At 65.6% G+C, this 18,655-nt stretch carries 18 protein-coding genes; 8 read left to right on the top strand and 10 right to left on the bottom strand.

The genetic code is table 11. The features are described from left to right. Window positions 1–10 precede the first annotated feature (10 nt). Window positions 11–601, bottom strand: a complete 591-nt coding sequence (locus ACK4HJ_RS11730; RefSeq protein ID WP_409831455.1) for an NAD(P)H-dependent oxidoreductase — start codon at window positions 599–601, stop codon at window positions 11–13. 401 nt (window positions 602–1,002) lie between these two features. Between ACK4HJ_RS11730 and ACK4HJ_RS11725 the strand changes: the two genes are divergently transcribed. Then, window positions 1,003–1,527 carry an MgtC/SapB family protein gene (locus ACK4HJ_RS11725; protein ID WP_409831452.1) on the top strand — a complete coding sequence of 175 codons (525 nt, stop codon included), beginning with the start codon at window positions 1,003–1,005 and terminating at the stop codon, window positions 1,525–1,527. A gap of 55 nt (window positions 1,528–1,582) precedes the next feature. Here the strand turns inward: ACK4HJ_RS11725 and ACK4HJ_RS11720 are convergent, their stop codons facing one another. The 4 genes from ACK4HJ_RS11720 to ACK4HJ_RS11705 all read right to left on the bottom strand — a co-directional run bounded on the left by ACK4HJ_RS11720 (window position 1,583) and on the right by ACK4HJ_RS11705 (window position 7,797). Beyond that, complete coding sequence (locus ACK4HJ_RS11720; RefSeq protein WP_409831449.1) at window positions 1,583–6,205, bottom strand: IPTL-CTERM sorting domain-containing protein; 4,623 nt, start codon at window positions 6,203–6,205, stop codon at window positions 1,583–1,585. A gap of 72 nt (window positions 6,206–6,277) precedes the next feature. Then, window positions 6,278–6,796: a phage tail protein gene (locus ACK4HJ_RS11715; protein WP_409831446.1), complete on the bottom strand. Its 519-nt coding sequence runs from the start codon at window positions 6,794–6,796 to the stop codon at window positions 6,278–6,280. 25 nt (window positions 6,797–6,821) lie between these two features. Next, window positions 6,822–7,316 carry a phage tail protein gene (locus ACK4HJ_RS11710; protein WP_409831444.1) on the bottom strand — a complete coding sequence of 165 codons (495 nt, stop codon included), beginning with the start codon at window positions 7,314–7,316 and terminating at the stop codon, window positions 6,822–6,824. A 4-nt stretch (window positions 7,317–7,320) separates the two neighbouring features. Continuing rightward, window positions 7,321–7,797, bottom strand: a complete 477-nt coding sequence (locus ACK4HJ_RS11705; RefSeq protein ID WP_409831537.1) for a phage tail protein — start codon at window positions 7,795–7,797, stop codon at window positions 7,321–7,323. Between the two features lie 255 nt (window positions 7,798–8,052). Between ACK4HJ_RS11705 and ACK4HJ_RS11700 the strand changes: the two genes are divergently transcribed. Next, window positions 8,053–8,463 carry a DUF6916 family protein gene (locus ACK4HJ_RS11700; RefSeq protein WP_409831441.1) on the top strand — a complete coding sequence of 137 codons (411 nt, stop codon included), beginning with the start codon at window positions 8,053–8,055 and terminating at the stop codon, window positions 8,461–8,463. Here ACK4HJ_RS11700 and ACK4HJ_RS11695 read toward each other — a convergent pair. Both ACK4HJ_RS11695 and ACK4HJ_RS11690 read right to left on the bottom strand, forming a co-directional pair. Then, the gene (locus ACK4HJ_RS11695) at window positions 8,460–8,918 is read right to left on the bottom strand and encodes a GNAT family N-acetyltransferase (protein ID WP_409831439.1); all 459 of its coding nucleotides are present in this window, start codon (window positions 8,916–8,918) and stop codon (window positions 8,460–8,462) included. The genes ACK4HJ_RS11700 and ACK4HJ_RS11695 overlap by 4 nt on opposite strands. A gap of 58 nt (window positions 8,919–8,976) precedes the next feature. Continuing rightward, on the bottom strand, window positions 8,977–9,300 hold the full coding sequence (locus ACK4HJ_RS11690) for a DUF6916 family protein (protein ID WP_409831437.1): 324 nt from the start codon (window positions 9,298–9,300) through the stop codon (window positions 8,977–8,979). A 223-nt stretch (window positions 9,301–9,523) separates the two neighbouring features. Here ACK4HJ_RS11690 and ACK4HJ_RS11685 point away from each other — a divergent pair, with 223 nt between their 5' ends. From ACK4HJ_RS11685 to ACK4HJ_RS11675, 3 genes are all read left to right on the top strand, one after another. Continuing rightward, window positions 9,524–10,441, top strand: coding sequence for a DMT family transporter (locus tag ACK4HJ_RS11685; RefSeq protein WP_409831434.1), 918 nt, complete (start codon window positions 9,524–9,526; stop codon window positions 10,439–10,441). A gap of 135 nt (window positions 10,442–10,576) precedes the next feature. Then, window positions 10,577–10,804 (top strand): hypothetical protein, encoded by a 228-nt coding sequence (locus ACK4HJ_RS11680; RefSeq protein WP_409831431.1) that lies wholly within the window; start codon window positions 10,577–10,579, stop codon window positions 10,802–10,804. Between the two features lie 114 nt (window positions 10,805–10,918). Beyond that, complete coding sequence (locus tag ACK4HJ_RS11675; protein WP_409831428.1) at window positions 10,919–11,464, top strand: DUF924 family protein; 546 nt, start codon at window positions 10,919–10,921, stop codon at window positions 11,462–11,464. A gap of 15 nt (window positions 11,465–11,479) precedes the next feature. Here ACK4HJ_RS11675 and ACK4HJ_RS11670 read toward each other — a convergent pair whose 3' ends face one another. Continuing rightward, on the bottom strand, window positions 11,480–12,415 hold the full coding sequence (locus tag ACK4HJ_RS11670; RefSeq protein WP_409831425.1) for a succinylglutamate desuccinylase/aspartoacylase family protein: 936 nt from the start codon (window positions 12,413–12,415) through the stop codon (window positions 11,480–11,482). Window positions 12,416–12,515: 100 nt separating this feature from the next. On the opposite strand from ACK4HJ_RS11670, the gene ACK4HJ_RS11665 reads away from it, so the two are divergent. Next, window positions 12,516–14,231 (top strand): hypothetical protein, encoded by a 1,716-nt coding sequence (locus ACK4HJ_RS11665; protein WP_409831423.1) that lies wholly within the window; start codon window positions 12,516–12,518, stop codon window positions 14,229–14,231. A gap of 180 nt (window positions 14,232–14,411) precedes the next feature. On the opposite strand, the gene soxR is transcribed toward ACK4HJ_RS11665, so the two are convergent. Continuing rightward, window positions 14,412–14,840, bottom strand: coding sequence for a redox-sensitive transcriptional activator SoxR (gene soxR / locus ACK4HJ_RS11660; protein ID WP_409831535.1), 429 nt, complete (start codon window positions 14,838–14,840; stop codon window positions 14,412–14,414). 176 nt (window positions 14,841–15,016) lie between these two features. Between soxR and ACK4HJ_RS11655 the strand changes: the two genes are divergently transcribed. After that, complete coding sequence (locus tag ACK4HJ_RS11655; RefSeq protein ID WP_409831421.1) at window positions 15,017–15,460, top strand: RidA family protein; 444 nt, start codon at window positions 15,017–15,019, stop codon at window positions 15,458–15,460. A 421-nt stretch (window positions 15,461–15,881) separates the two neighbouring features. Further along, a complete protein-coding gene (locus ACK4HJ_RS11650) occupies window positions 15,882–16,025 on the top strand; it encodes a hypothetical protein (RefSeq protein ID WP_409831419.1) in 144 nt (47 codons plus the stop codon). A 105-nt stretch (window positions 16,026–16,130) separates the two neighbouring features. On the opposite strand, the gene ACK4HJ_RS11645 is transcribed toward ACK4HJ_RS11650, so the two are convergent. Further along, on the bottom strand, window positions 16,131–18,374 hold the full coding sequence (locus ACK4HJ_RS11645; protein ID WP_409831416.1) for a putative bifunctional diguanylate cyclase/phosphodiesterase: 2,244 nt from the start codon (window positions 18,372–18,374) through the stop codon (window positions 16,131–16,133). Window positions 18,375–18,655: the final 281 nt, after the last annotated feature.

Here is an 18,655-nt window from a genome sequence, read left to right as displayed (position 1 = left end):
CGCGCCATCGCTATGCCGCTTTCGCCCCCAGTGCCTGCATGCGGCGCTTCCATTTCGCAACACCCTCATCGCCCAGTTGGTCCACGCTGCCCACCAGCGTTTCGTGCACGGGCGCAATGCCCACAAAACCGAGGACGTTGCGCTCCAGCGACTTCACGCTGTGCGCGCGAAAGTACCAGCGGTACACCAGCGCCGGCATGCCCAGGGTGACCACCACGCGCGCGCTGCGCCCCGTCAGCCCCTTGCGACCGAACGGGTTGCTGCCTTCGGCCGCGAAGGCAAACCCGGGCCGCGCCACCTGCTCCAGAAAAGCCTTGAGAACCGCCGGCATGTCGCCCAGCCACAGCGGGAAGAACAACACGATGTGCTGCGCCCAGCCGATGTCGGCCTGCGCAGGTTTCAGGGACGTGGGCAGCACGCCCAGCTCCCATTCATGCTGGCTGCGGAGCCACGGAAAGTCGATGGTGGCGATGTCGATCACCCGCACCGCGTGCCCCGCGGCCGTGGCGCCATCGGCGTAGGCCTGGGCCAGCGCGTGGCACAGATGCGGCGCGGTGGCGTCGGGGTGCCCTTGAATGAGCACGATGCGTTGCGGGTCCATTCCAACTCCTTGGGGGCCAGCGCCCCCTAGACCAATGCATTGATTGAGACTCTACGCCGCGTTGCAGAGTTCATCCAGTGCACAGCGCCCATCCGCGCGCCCCGGGGACTTCCCCACGGGCAATCACACGTACATAAAGTATCAAATTGATAGCTAACAGCGCTTTACCAGCAAGCGCCAAAGGCCAATTTGACCTGAATATTTCCGTATCCATCTGAAAAAGCGGTGCGCAGCTGCGTCGGCGCCGTCCTACCGCCGACGGCGTGGCCAGCCGCTGGACAAGGGCACCGTGCGGCGAGAAAGTAAGGCGCCACGATTCCACGCATGCCCATGTCCATGTACACCTCTCCTGCCGCCGCCCCGCCGACCTTGCCTTGCGTCAATTCACACGGAGGCCTGCAATGAGCGATTGGTGGCAGCAGATCGCCACGACCGTGGCAGCGGAGTTTTCCGACGTACCCGATGCCGCACAGGCCACACGCATCGTGGTGCGCCTGGGCATGGCCGCCCTGCTGGGCGGCCTGCTGGGCTGGGAGCGCGAACACGCGGGCAAGGCTGCGGGCGTGCGTACCCACATGCTGGTGGCCATGGGCGCCGCCCTGTTCGTCCTGGTGGCCCAGCAGGCCGGGATTTCGCCCGCCGACAACAGCCGCGTGCTGCAGGGCGTGATCGCTGGCGTGGGCTTTTTGGGCGCGGGCACCATCCTCAAAGGCGACGCCGAAAGCCAGGTCAAGGGCTTGACCACCGCCGCCGGCATCTGGCTGACCGCCGCCATCGGCGTGGCTGCGGGGCTGGGGCAAGAGGCCACCGCCCTACTGACGACCTTGCTGGCGTTGCTGGTAGTGTGGTTGATCCCGTTGGTGCAGGACCTCGTGGTAAAGCGCACCCCTTCCCCCGCCCCCAAACCGCCCGACGTATCCGACTGACCGCCAGGCGCGCGCCCGGCGGAACTGCCGGGACGCCCCCGCCGCTAGCCGCAGATCACCGGGGAAGCCGTTGGCGCAGCATGCGCCAGGCGAGGGCCGCCATCAACAGCACCAGCACGATGCGGCCCCACTCTGACAGAGTGGGAATCGCGGTTGCTGCGCCACCTGCTCCCGCTGCCAGCAGTGCGGGGCCGCCGGGGTCGAGGATGAGCGCATTGGCCTGCAGGTCGTCATCTCCCAGCTGTCCGTCCACCACCGTCAGGGTAATGGTGTTGCCCGAGATCACAGCGCCCGGGTAGGCATACCAGTGGGGCGTGGAATTGGTGGGCGTGGGTCCAAACTTCCAGTACTGGGTGCCAGGAGGCAACGGCGAGGGGTACGTGAGCTTCACGGTGAAGGACGAGCCGGGCACGCCGCTCACCACCACCAGATCAAACAGGCCCATAGGGAAGGACACGCCAGCCGGTGGTGGCACTGAAGGCGACTTGGGATGGCCGGTCAAGGGCATGAAACCGGCGTTTTGGTATTTGCCAGTGCCCGGCTCGGCAAACACCCAGGCAGGCGTGGAAATATCAGCTGCCGCAGGCCCGGCCGGGGTTGTTCCCGTCACGCCCGCACCGGCAGTGATCGGCGGCGCGACCGCAAAGGACTGGATTACTTCGGCAGCAGGTCCGTAGCTGGCGTCTCCCGCCTGCGAGGCAATCACGCGGCAGCTACCCATGCCCACCAGACGGACCCTGGAGCCTTCCACCGCGCACACCAGCGGCGTGTCCGTGCGGAAGTTGACGGGCAGCCCGGAGGTGGCCGTGGCCGATACCGTGAAGTCCGGATTGCCCAACACCTTGCCCGGCAGGGCGGCGAAGTTGATGGTCTGCGAGGCCTTGCCCACCGATACCGTGAAGGAGCCCGAGGCTGCTTCATAGGTCGCGTCTGCAGCCTTGGTGGCCGTGACTTCACACACGCCCACTGCCGTGGCAGTCAACGTGGTGCCTGTAATGGAGCACGCCGCTGCGCCTGCCGTGACCGCGTACGTCACCGCGCCTGTGCCCGCGCCTCCTGTGGTGGAGAGCGTGGCCGTGCCGTTGAGCGCCAGCGACGACGGAGAAGCAAACGCCACCAGAGCTGGCTGCGCCGCGCGCGTCACAGTCACGGCCACAGTCGCCGTCGCGGCGCCGTAGTTGGTATCTGCGGCCTTGGTCGCCGTCACGGTGCAGCTGCCGATTCCAATGCCGGTCAGGACATTGCCGGAGACCTGGCACTGGCCGGCGCCCGCAGTGACCGCAAAGCTCACCGCACCGGTTCCCGATCCTCCGGTGGCAGCCAGCGTGGCGCTGCCCAGGTAGGGAATCGACGACGGAGTGGCCGTGGCCACCAACGGGGCCTGCGCGGCCTGGTCCACCTGGATGTCCACCGTGGCAGAAGCCGGCTCGTACTGCGCGTCGCCAGCGTTGGAGGCCGTCACCGTGCAGGTGCCCGGCGTCACCCCTGTGACCACATTGCCGACCAGCGTGCATGACGCCGCGCCCGCCGTGACCGCCAGGCCGATGGCGCCCGTGCCAGCCCCACCGGAGGTCACCAGTGTTGTGGTCCCGTTGACAGAGATGGTGGTCGACGGCGTGGCGCTGACCGTCCAGCCGGGCTGCAACGCCCGCGTAACTGTCACCACCACCTGGCCCGAGATCTCGTTGTAGAAAGCGTCGGCAGCGCGCGTGGCGGTCACCGTGCAAGAACCCACATCCATCCCGGTGAGCACATTGCCGGTGATGGAACAGACGTTCGCCCCCGCCGTAACGGCAAAGCTGATGGCCCCCGAGCCCGATCCGCCGGTGGCACCCAGCGTGGATGTGCCGTGCAACGCAATGCTGGCCGGCGAGGCAGATGCGGTGAGCGAAGCTTGGTTGGCCTTGCTCACCGTCAGCTCGACCGTTGCCGTGGCCTGCAGGTAGTTGTCGTCAGATGCCTTGGTCGCGGTCACCGTGCAGTTGCCGATGCCAGTGCCCGTGACCGTGGTGCCCGTGAGCGCGCAGTTGGACGCGCCAGCGGTAACGGCATAACTCACCGCTCCGGTGCCGGTACCGCCAGACACGGACAAGGTGGACGTGCCGTTATAGACAACCCCCGCTGGGCTGGCAGATGCGGTCAGTGGCGCCTGGGGGCCCTTGGCATTGGTCAGAGGCAGCGTGGCCTGCACCGCGCCGGCGGTGGCGGTAACGTTGTAGGTGCCCGCCAGCATGTTGGCGGTCGCGTTCAGAGTGGCAATGCCGCTCGCGTCGGTGGTGGCGGTTCCGCCAGAATCCAGCGCGGCCGAGGCGCCCGAGCCTGGGGCGGTGAAATTCACCACCACATTCGACAGCGCACGGGAATCCACATCAAACACCTGCACCTGCAAAGGCGTTGCAAACGCCTGGCCGATGGGCGTCGATTGCGGCGCACCTGCCGTCACATCAATGCGGTGGGGTGGGCCAAAGGGATCGATGCGCAGCACCAACCCATTCGCGGCAGCCACGCTTGCCGATGCGCCTGTGGTTGGGTTCGTTAGGCCGGCAGCACCCGATGTGGTCACCCCGCCGACCGAAAGAATCGTGTCGGTATCGACCACCGTGGCAGAGAGCGCGTGCATGGCATCTGCGCCGCTCGTTCCGAGAAAGCCCGAATAAACGAGCACTGCGGGCGCGGAATAAGCGATCTTGCTGAGGAAGCCATCCTGCTGGCCCGGCCGCGCGGTGGTTATTCCGCTTTGCGCCGCCACAGGAAAACCGGTGCCTGCGCTGGTCACTCCCGTGAGGTAGAGCGCGCCTCCATCGTCTGCCAAGGCGGATACATGGTCGTACCCCGAACCGCCGAGGTAAGAGGCAAAAGGCGCGGAGGGGTGCAAACGGACAACAAAGCCGTCCATGTTTCCGTTTGCAGTGTTCTGCGCACCGCCGGTGAGGAACCGGGCATTGCTGTCATCTGCCGGGAAGTTGGGCGCGTTGGTCTCACCACCGACCACGAGGCTACCGTCGGCTGCAGCCACAATCGCAAGCGCCCGATCCATCCCGACCTCGCCATTTTGAGGCAGCGAGCCGGTGAGTATCAGCATTTGCGCGCTCGCTCCATCGGGCGCGACATACGCCACGAAAGCGTCCACGGCGTCGAGCGCACGATTGGCGAATGTGGTGCGCGCTCCCGTCAGAGTGGGCAGTCCCGCCGTGGAATCGCTTGCACCGGCCACGGCCAGCCGTCCGTCCGGCAGCAGGGCCAGCGCATTGCCTATTTCATCACCCCCATTGCCGCCAATGAAACCTGCGTATTCGAGACCGCTTCCGTCAGCAGCCACCCGCGCCACAAATGCATCCATGCCGCCGGTGCCGAGCTGGTCGCCGCCATGGCTCAGGCTGGGCCCCCCGATGGCGGGGAACGCCGGGGCAGCAGTGGTGCAACCGGCAGCTGCCGTGGTCGTACAGACCGAAAAGCCGGTGACATAGGCGCGGCCCAGTCCATCGACTGCAATGGCGTTGGCCTGGTCGTCTTGTGCGCCGCCGATGAAGCCCGAATAGGAGACGGTCGCACCATCGCTATTGAGCCGCACCACAAACGCGTCGCGGTCATCCTGTGTCTTGGTGCGGCGTAGGCGGTTGTTGCTATCCGTGCCGGCCTTCGGAAAATCCGTGGAATGGGTAGCGCCCGCGAGGTAGATGCGCCCGCTTCCGTCCAGTGCCAGGCCGTGACAGGCGTCGTTGGCGCTGCCACCCACGTAGGTCACGAACTCGGCCACGCCCTTGGGGCTGAACTTCACGACGAAAGCGTCATCGCCTCCCCGCACACCCGCCCCACCCGTAGACGGGAGGTTCATGGACTGCGTCGCGCCGCAAGCAAAAGTGTTTCCATCATCGTCGCGGACGACGGAAAACACCTGGTCATCGGCGTTGCCGCCCACCAGGCCGGAATATCCCGTCCATGCAGGGTCAATCACCAAAGGCTTGGCCGCATCATGGGTCGCCACCACAAAACCGATGCGCCAGCTTCGCGCACCCACCTGTTCCACGCGGTATCTGGACGCCACAGGAACGCGGCGGCCTCCGTCCTGCTGGAAAACGACCGGTGCCGCGTCCACCAGCACATCGTCGCCCACTTGCCACTGCAAAGCCCCATCGGGCCGAAGGCTCACCCCATCTGCCCCGTCCACGCGCCACACCACACGCTGCGGGTCTGCGCCAGGCGCCAGCTCAAACTGGTATTTGAATCCACCCGCGTCTCCAGCAAAAACAGCGTCCACGCCGGGCCACACGCTACGGTAGGCGACAGAGCCATAGCTTTTGAGGCCCGTCTGCCACTGCGACCGGTCTCCTACCAGCCAGTGGTAGACCGTAGGCGACGCCTGGATGCCTTGCGGTAAAGCGCCCTCTGTGCCTTCGAAGGTATAGCGTAGGCCACCGTCGCCAGCAGCCTTTATGCCCATAGCTTTGGCCCGAGACGCTGCATCCTGTGCTCGCCGAGACTGCAGCACGACACCCGTGGGATCAAAAGCAATCTGGCGTCCCCCAGCCACGGCACGGAACCGCGCGGTATCGCTGGCAGGCATGGCTACAAAACGATTTTCGCGCCCTGCGAACTCGCGTTGCACAACAGGCTTGGTCTGCGACCAGGTGGGCGTGGCGCCAGCAATGAGCGCCAGGGCCAGAACGGTACAACGCATGGTAGAGGTCACTACGGGACTAATGGGAAGAAGCGGGCGGGGATCGAGAGTGGAGACACGGCCGGCCGCAAGTCAGCTCCGAGGAGGGAACACGCCCTGCAGAGCGATGATGAAATACGCCGTCAGGTAGGGGGGCATGTTGTTGTGCGGCTGGCTGTTGCCCGTCACGCTTACCGCCTCGACCGACATGGCTTCGGTTGGCGTGGCGTTGGCAAAGGCACGCGCGGGCGAAGCTCCGAGGTTTGCACCTGCGGGGTCAGCCACCGCTGCGCCAGCCGCGTCGCCACCACGCAGCATGTGGGTATGCACAGGTATTTCCGAAGCCAGCAGGCTGACCGTTTCAGCGCCACCCGTTTGACCAAGTTCATATTCCGACAGGCCAGGCCCCTGGCCCGGCATCAGGGGCGCGCGGCCCTGCAGGTCGGGCAAGGCAAAGTTGCTCGACCCGTTGCCGCCATAAGTGGTACCCAGCAACGAGAACAAGGCCGTGTTCTGGGACAGGGGTAAAAGCTGCCCGTCGCACCAGGCCCACCCTTTGGGGGCGAAGTTGAACGGGACGATACGGATTTCCGCAACAAAAGGGTCGGCCATGGAAGATGTTCTCTTGTCAGATCGATCAGGTTGGCGAAGGGAAAATGCCTTGCAGCGCGATCACAAAGTTCAAGGTCAGGAACGGGGACATGTTCAGATGCGCCTGGGTACCGCCCACGGATGTGATGGCCTGCGCGTGGGCAGACGCCGTGGCCGACGCTGCGTAACTGCCGCGCGAGGCCGCAAAAATATTGCCCGCAGGGCCCGTTGCCCGCCCCGTGGCGGAGGTTGCCAGCGGCACGTGGGTATGCGCTGGCAGTTCATTGATCGACAGCGTGTGGGCCTGCTCGCCACCGCGTTCTCCGAGCGTATGGCTACTGCCGACATGAATAGGGATGCGCCCACGGAAGTCAGGTAGCGCAAAGTTGACGCGCCCGTCTCCGCCAAACGTGGTACCCAGCAACGAAAACAGTACCTGGTTCTGGTTGATAGGAAGAAGCTGTCCATTGCACAAGGCCCAGCCTTTGGGCGCAAAGACAAACGAGACGATGCGGATCTCAGCGAGAAAAGGTTCAGCCATGGCGTCAGGTGGGAGACGGGAAAATGCCGAAAAGCGAGATGATGAAATTCACACACAGGAATGGCGGCCTGTTCTCGTGCGGCTGGCTGCCGCCCACGGGAGGCAGCGTTCCCACGTGCATGTTTTGCGCGGCAGGGCCGGCATTCAGAAACGTCTTGTAGTCACGATGGCGGGCGGGGAGCGCCCCGACCGGCGACGCCACATAGCCTGTTCCGGCCGATGCCCTGAGCACATGGTTGTGGTTGGGAATCTGATTCACCGTCAGCGTGATTTCCTCCGCACCGCCCGTTTCCGCCAAGATGAATCCGTTGCCCTGGTGAATCGGAATGCGCCCGCGCAGGTCCGGCAAGGCAAACGTGGACTGTCCATCGCCGCCGTACGTGGTGTCGATCAAGTTGAACAGGGTTTCATATCCGGAGATCGGGAAGATTTGCCCAGCGCACAGGGCCCAGCCTGCGGGAGCAAAGTTTCCGGCGAACATGCGAATTTCGCCAACGTAAGGTTGAGCCATGAAGCGCAGCAGGCCCGAGGGGCCGATGACGTTGAAAGGGGAGGAACTTGCCAGAAGCATGTCCGCCACAGCGGACTGGCGCGCAGCTCATCTCAGCACAGCGCGCGCCGCCGAATATAGAGGGCACCGCGAGCACGTGCAAGACAAATATGGCGCCGCAGCAAAAACTGAGGCAAGATCGCCGCCGCGTCGGAGTACTGCTCCGCCGCAGTTAGCTTCTGCACCATGAATCCACAACGACGCACTCTCCTCAAAGCCGCCAGTCTGGCGCCCGCCGCAACCTCAGCGGGCCTCGCCCGTGCCGGGGCTTCCCCCTGGCATCAGCAAAAAGCGCATGCGCCAGATACCCTGCTGCGCAGCCACTTTGCGCCGTTGAAAGGCGAGACGTTTGCGTTCCGCGGGGCCGGCGGCGTCCACGCCACAGCCATCTTGCAGCTGGCCGCCCCCTTGCCCGGCGCAAACGATGGCGAGGCCAGCTTCCGCCTGGTGTTTCAGGCCACGGAGCATCAGCCACTGAAGCAGGACACCTGGGAAGTTTTTCACCCTGCCCTGGGCGGCCACGCAATCTTTGTGAGCCCCAACGATGCGGCGGGCCGTGAGGTCGAGGCGGTCTTCAACCGCCACCAGCCCGCTTAGGGCGCCGCGTTTTTGCCTTCTGGTTCGCGGGCCGGACGCCGCATGCGCACGTATACGCCCTCAACCGCCTCATCCACGAAGCCTTCGCGCACATACAGGCTGTAGGCAGGGTTGTTGGCCTCTACAAACAAGAGCGTTTCGCGACGGTCACGGTCGGCACGGCCCAGCACCGCCCGCACAAGTGCTGCGCCCCAGCCACGCCCGCGCCATGTCGGCAGCAGCGCAATGTCCATCAGCCGCAAAGGACCTGGCGCGGTTCCCAGGTACAGACGGCCCACGGGCTCGCCGTCGTGTTCCACCACCAGGAACAGCGCGCCAGGGTAGTAAGCACGGTAGTGCCGGTCCTGCAAAGCAAACTGCGAATCGGAGAACGCCTGCTTCTGCGCCTCGTCCCAGCCCGTGGTGGCCAACTCGGGGTCGCGCACGGTGCGATACAACGCGCGCAGAAATGGCATATCGCCTTCGGTTGCAGGTCTCAGCCGCACCTCCGCCGGAAGGGGCCCCAAGTCGCGCTCACACCACATGCGAGAAGCACGCTTCGTAAGCAAACCCCGAAGGCAGGCGGGCGATAGGGGTCATGAACACGGCAAAGTCCCCCAACTCGGGGTGCCGCAGTTGGTAGGTGCCCTGGGCAAGAAATGTTTCTGCCGGGCCTTCAAAGCGGATGGAAAACTGGTGGGTGCCTGGAGTTGCGGACGACTCTACAACGGTACTGACATCCAGCTTCACATCAACCGCGCCGGCCGGAACAGGTGCAACAGCCAGCACCTGTTGGCCGGCAAAGCGCTGGGCATCGGCCCATGTCAGTTGGCGAGCATACAAAGCGGGATCCAGCACGACGAAGCTCCAGTGATTGGGCAGTAACAACAACACACCCCGGCCACCCGGGCGGTCGCCCTGCTGCGGAGCCCGCGGAGTATAGCGAGGGTGCGGGACATACCGGCGCATGAGTCGACGTCGCACCGACTGCGCTCGCCTGCACAGTGCAGGCCCCTCGCCTACACTTTCAAGCCGTGCCGCGCCGGCATGCGACGCTCAGTCCCCGAACTTCTCCTATCCCATGACCCCACCCGCATCCACCACCGCCCCCACTCCCTCCTCTCTGTCGTCCTCCGGCAATCTGCGCGGCATTGGGGCGATGGTGGCGGCGGTGGGGTTTTTCTCGGTGATGGATGCGTTGCTCAAGACCCTGGCGGCCAGCTATCCGGCCATGCAGGTGGCGGCGCTGCGCGGGTGGGCGGCGCTGCCGCTGGTGGTGCTGTATGTGCTGTGGCGCGGCGAGGTGCGTGGGTTGCTCAAGGTGCGCTGGCCCTTGCATCTGCTTCGGGGTGTGCTCAACGTGTCGATGCTGGCGATGTTCGCCTATGCGCTCAAGGAACTGGGGCTGGCCGAGGCTTACACGCTGTTTTTCATCGCACCGCTCATCATCACGGCACTGTCGACCGTGGTGCTGGGCGAAAAAGTGCGCGGCGTGCACTGGGTGGCCATTGCGCTGGGGCTGGTGGGCGTGGTGGTGGCGCTGCGGCCCAGCCAGGACGCGTTTTTTACCGTGGGTGCGCTGGCCGTGCTGGGCGCTGCGGTGGGCTACGCCGTGTCGGCCATCACGGGCCGGGTGCTGACGCGCACGGACTCCAGCGCCAGCCTGGTGTTCTGGACCACCACGTTCCTTGCGCTGGGGGCTGGCGTGCTGGCCCTGCCGAACTGGGTGGGCGTGCAGCAGGCCCACTGGCCGCTGGTGGCAGGGCTGGCGGTGACGGGTTTTGCGGGCCAACTGGCGATTACCGAGGCGTTCCGGCACGGGCAGGCGGCGGTGGTGGCGCCGTTTGAATACACGGCGCTCGCCTGGGGCATGGGGCTGGACTGGGTGCTGTGGCAAGCCGTGCCCGGCGTGTCCACGCTGGTGGGCGGCGCCATCATCATTGGCAGCGGGCTCTACCTGGTTCGGCAGGAGCGCACGCAGGCGGTGGTGCCGCCGTGATGCCCCTGCCTCCTGCTCTGTAGCACCGCAAGAATCGCCCCCGCCGTGCGTGGGCGCGCGGCGCGGTCTGACACGCGGCTGCGGTTTTGCGGCCTGTAATAGACGCTTCGAATGCAACCCGCAAAGGAGCCCACCATGTCTTCACCCGCCCCCCAGCAAGCCACCATCAAGGGCCATGTGACGTACACGCCCGGTGACGGCGCGCCCCTCACCATTCCCAAAGGTCCGGTGGAAGTGACCCCGGCCAAGGACAGCACCACCCTCAGCTGGACAGCCGACAACGATGCGGTCGGCTCTGCTGCCCTGCCCAAGGACCAGTTCAACCAGTACGTGCGTGAGGGAAAGATCCAGCTCCACAGCTGAACGAATGAACTACTGAACTGCGAAGAATGTGCCGCTCAGGATCACTACGATTTTGATAGCTTTTAGCGCTTTATCATCAAGCGCTAGAGCCCAATTTCATTAAAAATAATCCCCATGCAGTTCGCACACGAAGACGTCCTTCATTTCTGGTTCGATGAACTCAGCCCGCAGCAGCACTTTGTGCAGGACGACGCGGTGGACGCCCGCATCCGCGAACGGTTTGCCGCGACCTGGGAGGCCGGGCGGCAGTGCGAGCTATCGGCGTGGCGCGCCTCGCCCGATGGGCGTCTGGCCGAGATCATCGTGCTGGACCAGTTCTCGCGCAACCTGCACCGCGGCTCGCCGCTCGCGTTTGCGCAGGACGCGACGGCCCTTGCGCTGGCGCAGGAACTGGTGGCCGGCCAGCACGACCGCGCCCTGCCGCCGAAGCGGCGCGCGTTTGCCTACATGCCCTACATGCACAGCGAGTCGCTGGCCATCCATGAACAGGCCATGGTGCTGTTTGACCAGCCAGGGCTGGAGAACAACCTGAACTTCGAGGTGCAGCACCGCGACATCATTGCGCGGTTTGGCCGCTACCCACACCGCAACGCCGTGCTGGGCCGCACCTCAACACCCGAAGAAATCGCCTTTCTGCAGCAGCCCGGCTCATCATTCTGACCGGCCTGCCCCGAATTAGAGGGGACGCGTCAGGTACACCGCCTCGCGGCCCACGATGGGCTCGCGCGTAGGCATGAGGACGGTACAGTCGTCACACAGCGCGCGGATCTCATGCGGCCCGTCGGTGGCGATGAGTTCGCCCTGCGCAAACACTTCAAAGCCTTGCAGCGCCCGCGTAAAGCGGAAGTCTGGCGTACGCACCATGCAGGTCTCCAGCAGCTCATACCGTTGCTGCGGGCCGGGCGCGAGCCGGCCGGGTACGGGGTCGATGAGCCCGAAATGCGCCAGAAAATCCAGCGCCACCGCCGTGGCGACATCCGCTGCCGACTGTCGGAAGTGCTGGCCACACTCCACCACCAGCCCCACACCCGGGCCGTCCGCCTGGCCATGGCGGCCGTGCTGGATCAGCGGTGTGCCAGAGCCCAGGCCGCTGGGCATTACCAGATGCACCGGCGGGCGGCCCAGGGCCATCGCCACCTCGGCATTGCGCGGGTAAGCGGGGTAGACCCAGAAGGGCTGCACGTCCTGGCTGGTGGAGTGGATGTCGAGGATGTGGTCGGCCGCAGCGACCACGGGGCGCAGCACCCGCGCGCGGTCCAGCTCGGGGCTGGCGGTCGTGCCTTCCAGTTCGCCCGCAGACCACACGCGGTTGAGGTTGTGCACCAGCTGGCGGCTTTCGTACGGGCGGGTGGGGTCAAACGACTCGTACGCGGCAACGTTGGCAAAGCTGATCGTCAACGTACCCAAGCGCGGACGCACACCCGTGTCCAGCAGGTGCGTGGCCGCCACCATGCCGCAGATCTCGTTGCCATGGGTCAGCGCATTGATGAGCACATGCGGCCCCGCCTTGCCGGATTCAAAACGATGCACGTAGTCGATGCCGACGTTGCCTTGGCGATAGGCCGAGAGGTCGCGCGGCAGGACTTCGAAAACAGGGGGATTCTGGGACATGGCGGGTAATTGATAAGACAACACATCATTGTCCATCCAAAGGGGAACCGTGCGCTTGCGGCGTGTACGATGCCCGCGGTCATCCATTGCCTGCTGAACCATGCCTCTTGCCAGACTGTGTCCGCTGACCGATGTTGCCGCGATGCTTCCAGCGGGCTGCTGGATTGCAAAATCCCTGGCCAGCAACCCCGCAGAAATCGGGGGCGAAGCGGTGCTGCACGTCACCGGCGACGTGCATCTGCCAGCGCTGCACCTGGACGCGCCTCTTGCAGCAGGCAGTGCAATGCAGCGCTGGCTGCAAGCCCATGCCGACGGCGCGATGGCGGACAACGGTCTCAGCACACCGTTTCTCATCCTCATCGAAGGCAACCTTGACATCGGCGGCGCACTGACCAGCAGCGACACCGACGGCACCACGCACCTTGTCGTTACGGGCGAAGCACGCATGCAGAACGCAGTGGTGGGCGGGCCACTCATCGCAGTGCGCGGCAGCCTCATGGTGCAGGACCTGCTGTGGGGCCATTGCAACCATGGTGACTTGCAAGTGCAGGCAGGTATGACCGCTCGCGTCGCCGTGTTCACGGACAACTACCACGTGCACATCAACGGTCCTGAACAAGTGACGTTTTTGCTGGACGAAGTGCGCGGCATTCCGCACCTGACAGAGTTCTCCAGCGAGGCGGTTTTTGCCGTGTTTGCGGCCGACTTTCTGAACCACGCCGAAACCGGCGCGGACGACATCCGCGCCCTGCTCGACCGCGACGCTGTGATGTCTGCCGTGCGCGCCGGCAACAACGCCACGCGCAGCACCGACGAGATACGTTCGTCCATTCTCATTGCTGAAGACCTGTGCGCCGACGACGCCATCAGCATCGACAACATCCTGGCGCTGTTGCGCACGCCTGTGATTTCTCATAAACAGTACACGTCCAGCGGGTGGTTCCAGCAAACCGACTTTGCACTGTGCCGGCGACATGTGGACGAAGAGAAAGACCAGCGTGACGACAACGTCTTCATCACGGTGTGGAGGACGTGGGACTTTTATCTCTCCGTCGAACAGGTGCCAGTGCGCACGGGGCTCAAGGATCGGCTTGCCGCGCTGGTGCTGCGCCGCACCGTCCCCACCACGCCCCAACTCACACTGATCTACCGTGACTACACCGATGGCAAGCCGGGCGAATGGAAAGCGCTAGCCGCCGATGCCGCCCCCTTGGCATGGGCGGCATGCCAGCGCGCCTGGCGCGGCGTGCTCGACTATGTTCGCAAGGCCGTTGGCCAGCATCGCGCACGGTACCCACTGCACCAGCGCCTGGTGGCTGAACTCACCGCCGCGCGAGTCGAATCGCTCACCACGCTCCCGGTGTTCACCGACCAGTACAACGACTGGTGGAGCAGCGACAAAAGCGGCTTTTGGGAAGGTGAAATTTGGGTAGGGGCTCGCCAACCCTGCATGCACAACGGAGTGCCATGGGGCCGAGCTTTGAAATTCGGATGGCAAAACGGCAGCGACGCACCAGGGGACGTCGAATTCAACGCACACAGCTCGTACCAGCTCGACGTCGACGAAGCCCGTGCCGGCCCTCCCGCCGTGGAGTTCACGTACGCCCAACGCCAAAGCGATAGCCGCGTCGCGCTTCCCGCCTGCGCGGCCGACCACATATCACGGCTGCTACGCTTCTGTTCGGCCGTCGAGATCCGCCTACATGCACAGCACGAAGCGGAGCAGGCCCAACGCGCAGAAGCGCTTCGCGTCGAGCCTGCTGCGCAACCGCTGGCGATACCACCGCTTCATATGAAGACACCGAACTGTGGGTGATGCTGCACGGGCGGCTACACGCTGGCCGCGCCCTTGAATGACGCGATGCCGCCCCCCGGGCCCTGAAGATGGGACACGCGAAGCTCCAGCCATCAACACCCAGTAGCGTGATGAGGCGGGACCGGTGCGGTGGTACAGGGCACGACCGCGCGGGCAGAACAGGCGTCCTTTCAATCCAGCTCACTCCCCGAAGTGCGGCCCCGGGCCTTCTTGGGCTAGCGTGTCCTGTGCATTGCGCAGCGGGCACACCTTAAGCGACAGGCAGCCGCAGCCGATGCAGCCGTCCAGCTGGTCGCGCAAGGCCGTGAGCGTGCGAATGCGCTCATCCAGGTCCGCGCGCCAGCGAGCTGAGAGGCGGCGCCAGTCGGCCACGGTGGGAGTGCGGCCTGCGGGCAGGGCCTGCAGCGCCTCTGCGATGGCGGCGAGGGGCACGCCCATGCGCTGCGCCACCTTGATGACGGCCACGCGGCGCAGCACCGATCTCGGGTAGCGGCGCTGATTGCCCGCGTTGCGCACGCTGCTGAGCAGGCCGCGCGATTCGTAGAAGTGCAGCGCCGATACGGCTATGCCGCTGCGCTGCGCGACCTCGCCCACCGAGAGCTCGGCCATCGGGCTCCAGTCCGCCATCTCGTCGTTGGCCGTGGAAGTTCTGCTGCGCTGCATGGGATCTGATCCTCAAAAAAAAGTGGTTGACCTTAACTTTACTTGAGGTTTCATACTGCGCATCGCCAGTTTTCACCGGCGTTCTTTTCTTTCTCAAAACCACCTCTTCATCAAGGCCCCACATGCCCGCCATCGTCTCGCACCTGCCCGCATCGCCCTCCACCACCACCCTCACCCACATCAATCCACAAGGCCTGTACGACCCGGCGCCCAATGGCTACACCCACGTGGTGGTCGCGCCCGCGCAGGGGCGCGTGGTGTATGCGTCCGGCCAGGGGGGTGAAAACGCGGCCGGCGAATTGCCGCCCGGCTTTGCGCAGCAGCTGGACCAGGCGCTGGACAACATGCGCATTGCATTGCAAGCCGCAGGCGCGCGCACGAGCGACGTGGCGCGACTGACCCTGCTGGTGGTGGACCACACCGAGGCGCGGGTGGCCCTGTGGACGGCCGCTGCCGCGCGCATGTGGCCAGGCGGGCCCACGCCCGCGTGCACGCTCATCCCCGTGCCCCGGCTGGCGCTGGACGGGATGCTGGTGGAGATAGAGGCGACGGCGGTCGTGCTGTGAGCGCGGCGCCCAACATGCGCTGGCTGACGTACCATGCAGCCAAGACTCTGCGCGGAAGAAGGAACATCGGTTGCAACGCGCGATAAACTGGTCTCGCGCGGTACTACCTCCTGCGCCCAGGGCCCCCCTGGGCTAGTTGGTAGCGCCACGCGATCCACGGTTATCGCGCGTTTCGCTTCGATGCCTTCTGCCGCGCAAACTCCCAGGGATGTCCTGCATAACTTTCGCGAGTCGGTGGTAGTGCGGATCGGGAAAGGCCGCAAGGCGTCTTTTTGCAGCCAATAGCATGGCTATTGGCAAGAAAAGCAACGCGGCGGACTGCTCGAGGCCGCCTCTATCACCGACCGCAGCGAGTTATGCAGGACGTCCCTCGGCCCCCGTCGGTGCCGCAGAACCGACATCCGCACACACAGGAGGTCCCATGGCCAAAGGCGAACAGCGCAGCAACAAAATGGTGAAAAAGCCCAAGAAGGACACATCACCGCCCAAGACGGGCAGTGCCTCCGACCGCCCCACACCACCCACCACCACCGTGATACCGCGCGGCAAAGACAAGAACAAGTAGCGGAGCATCAACGGGCACCATTCCCGGCACTCTGCTAGAAAAATAATAGCTGCTAGCGCTTATTCCATAAGCGCTAGCAGCTATTTTTATGCATACTCCAAGAGACTACCCCGCTTGCGCCGCCGGCAAGGGCGCCATGCGCGCCAGCCAGTCGTCTGCAGGCTCGGGGCGGCCGAACAGGTAGCCCTGGTACACGATGTCCGGCGCGCGCTGGCGCAGGAAATCAGCCTGCGCGCGGGACTCCACACCCTCGGCCACCACACGCAGCCCGAAGTGCCGGGCCACGGCCAGGATACCCTCCACCAGCACGCCGTCGTCGGCATTGGTGGGCGCGTCGTTCACGAAGGACCGGTCGATCTTCAGCTCCTGGATCGGCAGGCGCTTCAGGTAAGCCAGCGATGAATAACCCGTGCCGAAGTCGTCCAGCGACATGTCCACGCCCAGCGCGGCCAGCTCACGCATCTTGGCCACGGCGTCGTCAAAGTCGTCGATCACCAGGCCTTCGGTCACCTCCAGCGTCAGCAGGCGCGGGTCGGCCCCGCTGGCGGCCAGCAGGGCCCGCAGCTGCGGCACAAACCGCGCCTGCCGGAACTGGCGCGCGCTGAGGTTGACCGACAGCCGCAGCCGGCGCGCCTTGAACACAGGCTGCGCCAGCAACCCGCAGGCCTGCGCCAGCACCCAGCCGCCCACCATGACGATAAGGTCGGACTCTTCGGCCACCGGTATGAACACACCCGGGGGCACCAGCCCCTCGCGCGGGTGCTGCCAGCGCACCAGCACCTCGGCCCCGGTCAGCTGGCCCTGCGCATCCACCTGCGATTGCAGGTACAGCCGCAGTTCGCCCGCGCTCACGGCGTGGCGCAGTTCGCGCTCCACCCTGAAGCGCTGCTCGGCCGCCTCGCCCATGCCTTGCTCAAAAAAGGCAGCGCGGCCGCCGCCCGCCTGCTTGGCCCGGTGCAAGGCCGTGCCCGCACGGCGCAACGCATCGTGCGCGCCGTCGCTGCCGCTTTGCGGGTACAGCGTGATGCCCACGCTGGCGCCCAGCTGGGCCTCTTCGGTGTCGGCGTCCAGCCGCAGCGGGTGCAGCAGCGCAGCTTGTAGCCGGTCGGCAAACGCCAGCGCCTGCGCACCCGCCTGCGCCACGTCGCCCGCCAGCGCGTGCAGCACCACGGCAAACTCGTCGCCCGCCACGCGCACCAGCAGGCTTTGCGGGGGCAGGATCTCCGACAGGCGCAGCGCCACGGCACACAGCAGGCGGTCGCCCATTTCGCTGCCGCGCGCGTCGTTGAAGGTGGTGAAGCGGTCCAGGTCCAGCAGCAGCACCGCGTGTTGGGCCGGCTGCGACCGCCCCGCGCGCCCCTGCAATGCCGTGAGGCGCTCCACCAGCGTGAAGCGGTTGGGCAGGCCGGTCAGGCTGTCGAAATGCGCCAGACGGTGGATCTCGTCAGCCGCGCGCTTGCGCTCGGTGATGTCCTGCTTGAGTTCCACGTAGTGGCTCACGCGCCCGTCGGGCTGGCGGATGGGCGCCACCACCACAGACTCGATCAGCGCCTGCCCGTCCTTGCGGTAGTTGACCTGCTCGCCCGCCCAATTGTCCCCGCGCGCCAGCGTGCTGCGCAGACCCTCGCGCTGGGCCGGGGCCAGGCCGTTGCTGGAATAGTCGGCCGAGGCGCGGCCCATGACCTCATCGCGCGCATAGCCTGTGCGGCGCACAAAGGCGTCGTTCACATATTCGATGTCTTCCTTCAGGTCGGTGATGACGATGCTCTCGGGGCTTTGCTCCACCGCGCGCAGAAGCTTGCGCAGCGCGGCCTCGCTGGCGGCCAGGTTGGCAGCGGTCTGCTGCGCCTCTTGCACGCGGTTCATGTAGTTGCGGCGCGACAGCAGCGTGGCCGCCGCCGTCAACAACAGGATTCCCGTGAGGTACACCGCGCCCGCCACCCGGCTGGTCAGCTGCACGGGCTTGAACAGGCCCATCACGTCGGCCCAGATGAACCCGGCAAACAACAGCACCGTCAGCCCCACCAGCAGCAGCGTAGCGCGCACGCCCAGCAGCCAGCCTGCCAGCACGATGAGCACCGGGTAGTTCAGCAGGTTGGGCCCGTGCACGCCGCCATTGCGCGCAGCGACCAGCGAGGCCGACACCCACACGCCCCACACCAGCACGTGGGCCGCGGCCTGCCAGCGCCCCCGGTGCGCCAGCCACAACGCCATGCCGGCGATGGCTGCCGCCGTCAGGTTCAGCGCCACCCGCAGCTGCTGCACCGGCGTCTCGAACATTAGCAGCACGCCAATCGTCCCAGCAATCACCAGCACCGCCCAGCCCGCCACACGGACCAGATGGCGCATGGTGGCGTCTTCTTGGTAGGGCAGCGAAACACCAACAGAGGCTGGGGCCATGGCGGAGCGGAAATAGCGAGGGAGGAGAACCATCGTAACCGCGCGTGCCCGGTTTCAGCCATGGGCAAAACGCCAACTGACCGGATGGGTCGCTGCAGTGTGGTGCCGTGGCGCGGCGCGCTGATTCGCCGCGCGCACCCGGCGCGCGCTGACGCCTGAGCTCTCATTTATCTGTGAACACCATCACTTACCCGCACATACCAACGCACGCCAGCCTGCCACACACCCTA

It is taken from the genome of Acidovorax sp. (genome assembly GCF_046294525.1).
GTDB lineage: Bacteria > Pseudomonadota > Gammaproteobacteria > Burkholderiales > Burkholderiaceae_C > Acidovorax.
Note: the sequence above shows the minus strand (reverse complement) of the source record. Positions and strands in the feature narration are given on the sequence as shown.

What these genes read in the sequence shown, in the direction of transcription:
- ACK4HJ_RS11730 (WP_409831455.1), bottom strand. Translation starts at nt 601, where the DNA reads ATGGACCCGCAACGCATCGTGCTCATTCAAGGGCACCCCGACGCCACC.
- ACK4HJ_RS11725 (WP_409831452.1), top strand. Translation starts at nt 1,003, where the DNA reads ATGAGCGATTGGTGGCAGCAGATCGCCACGACCGTGGCAGCGGAGTTT.
- ACK4HJ_RS11720 (WP_409831449.1), bottom strand. Translation starts at nt 6,205, where the DNA reads ATGCGTTGTACCGTTCTGGCCCTGGCGCTCATTGCTGGCGCCACGCCC.
- ACK4HJ_RS11715 (WP_409831446.1), bottom strand. Translation starts at nt 6,796, where the DNA reads ATGGCCGACCCTTTTGTTGCGGAAATCCGTATCGTCCCGTTCAACTTC.
- ACK4HJ_RS11710 (WP_409831444.1), bottom strand. Translation starts at nt 7,316, where the DNA reads ATGGCTGAACCTTTTCTCGCTGAGATCCGCATCGTCTCGTTTGTCTTT.
- ACK4HJ_RS11705 (WP_409831537.1), bottom strand. Translation starts at nt 7,797, where the DNA reads ATGTTCGCCGGAAACTTTGCTCCCGCAGGCTGGGCCCTGTGCGCTGGG.
- ACK4HJ_RS11700 (WP_409831441.1), top strand. Translation starts at nt 8,053, where the DNA reads ATGAATCCACAACGACGCACTCTCCTCAAAGCCGCCAGTCTGGCGCCC.
- ACK4HJ_RS11695 (WP_409831439.1), bottom strand. Translation starts at nt 8,918, where the DNA reads ATGCCATTTCTGCGCGCGTTGTATCGCACCGTGCGCGACCCCGAGTTG.
- ACK4HJ_RS11685 (WP_409831434.1), top strand. Translation starts at nt 9,524, where the DNA reads ATGACCCCACCCGCATCCACCACCGCCCCCACTCCCTCCTCTCTGTCG.
- ACK4HJ_RS11680 (WP_409831431.1), top strand. Translation starts at nt 10,577, where the DNA reads ATGTCTTCACCCGCCCCCCAGCAAGCCACCATCAAGGGCCATGTGACG.
- ACK4HJ_RS11675 (WP_409831428.1), top strand. Translation starts at nt 10,919, where the DNA reads ATGCAGTTCGCACACGAAGACGTCCTTCATTTCTGGTTCGATGAACTC.
- ACK4HJ_RS11670 (WP_409831425.1), bottom strand. Translation starts at nt 12,415, where the DNA reads ATGTCCCAGAATCCCCCTGTTTTCGAAGTCCTGCCGCGCGACCTCTCG.
- ACK4HJ_RS11665 (WP_409831423.1), top strand. Translation starts at nt 12,516, where the DNA reads ATGCCTCTTGCCAGACTGTGTCCGCTGACCGATGTTGCCGCGATGCTT.
- soxR (WP_409831535.1), bottom strand. Translation starts at nt 14,840, where the DNA reads ATGGCCGAGCTCTCGGTGGGCGAGGTCGCGCAGCGCAGCGGCATAGCC.
- ACK4HJ_RS11655 (WP_409831421.1), top strand. Translation starts at nt 15,017, where the DNA reads ATGCCCGCCATCGTCTCGCACCTGCCCGCATCGCCCTCCACCACCACC.
- ACK4HJ_RS11650 (WP_409831419.1), top strand. Translation starts at nt 15,882, where the DNA reads ATGGCCAAAGGCGAACAGCGCAGCAACAAAATGGTGAAAAAGCCCAAG.
- ACK4HJ_RS11645 (WP_409831416.1), bottom strand. Translation starts at nt 18,374, where the DNA reads ATGCGCCATCTGGTCCGTGTGGCGGGCTGGGCGGTGCTGGTGATTGCT.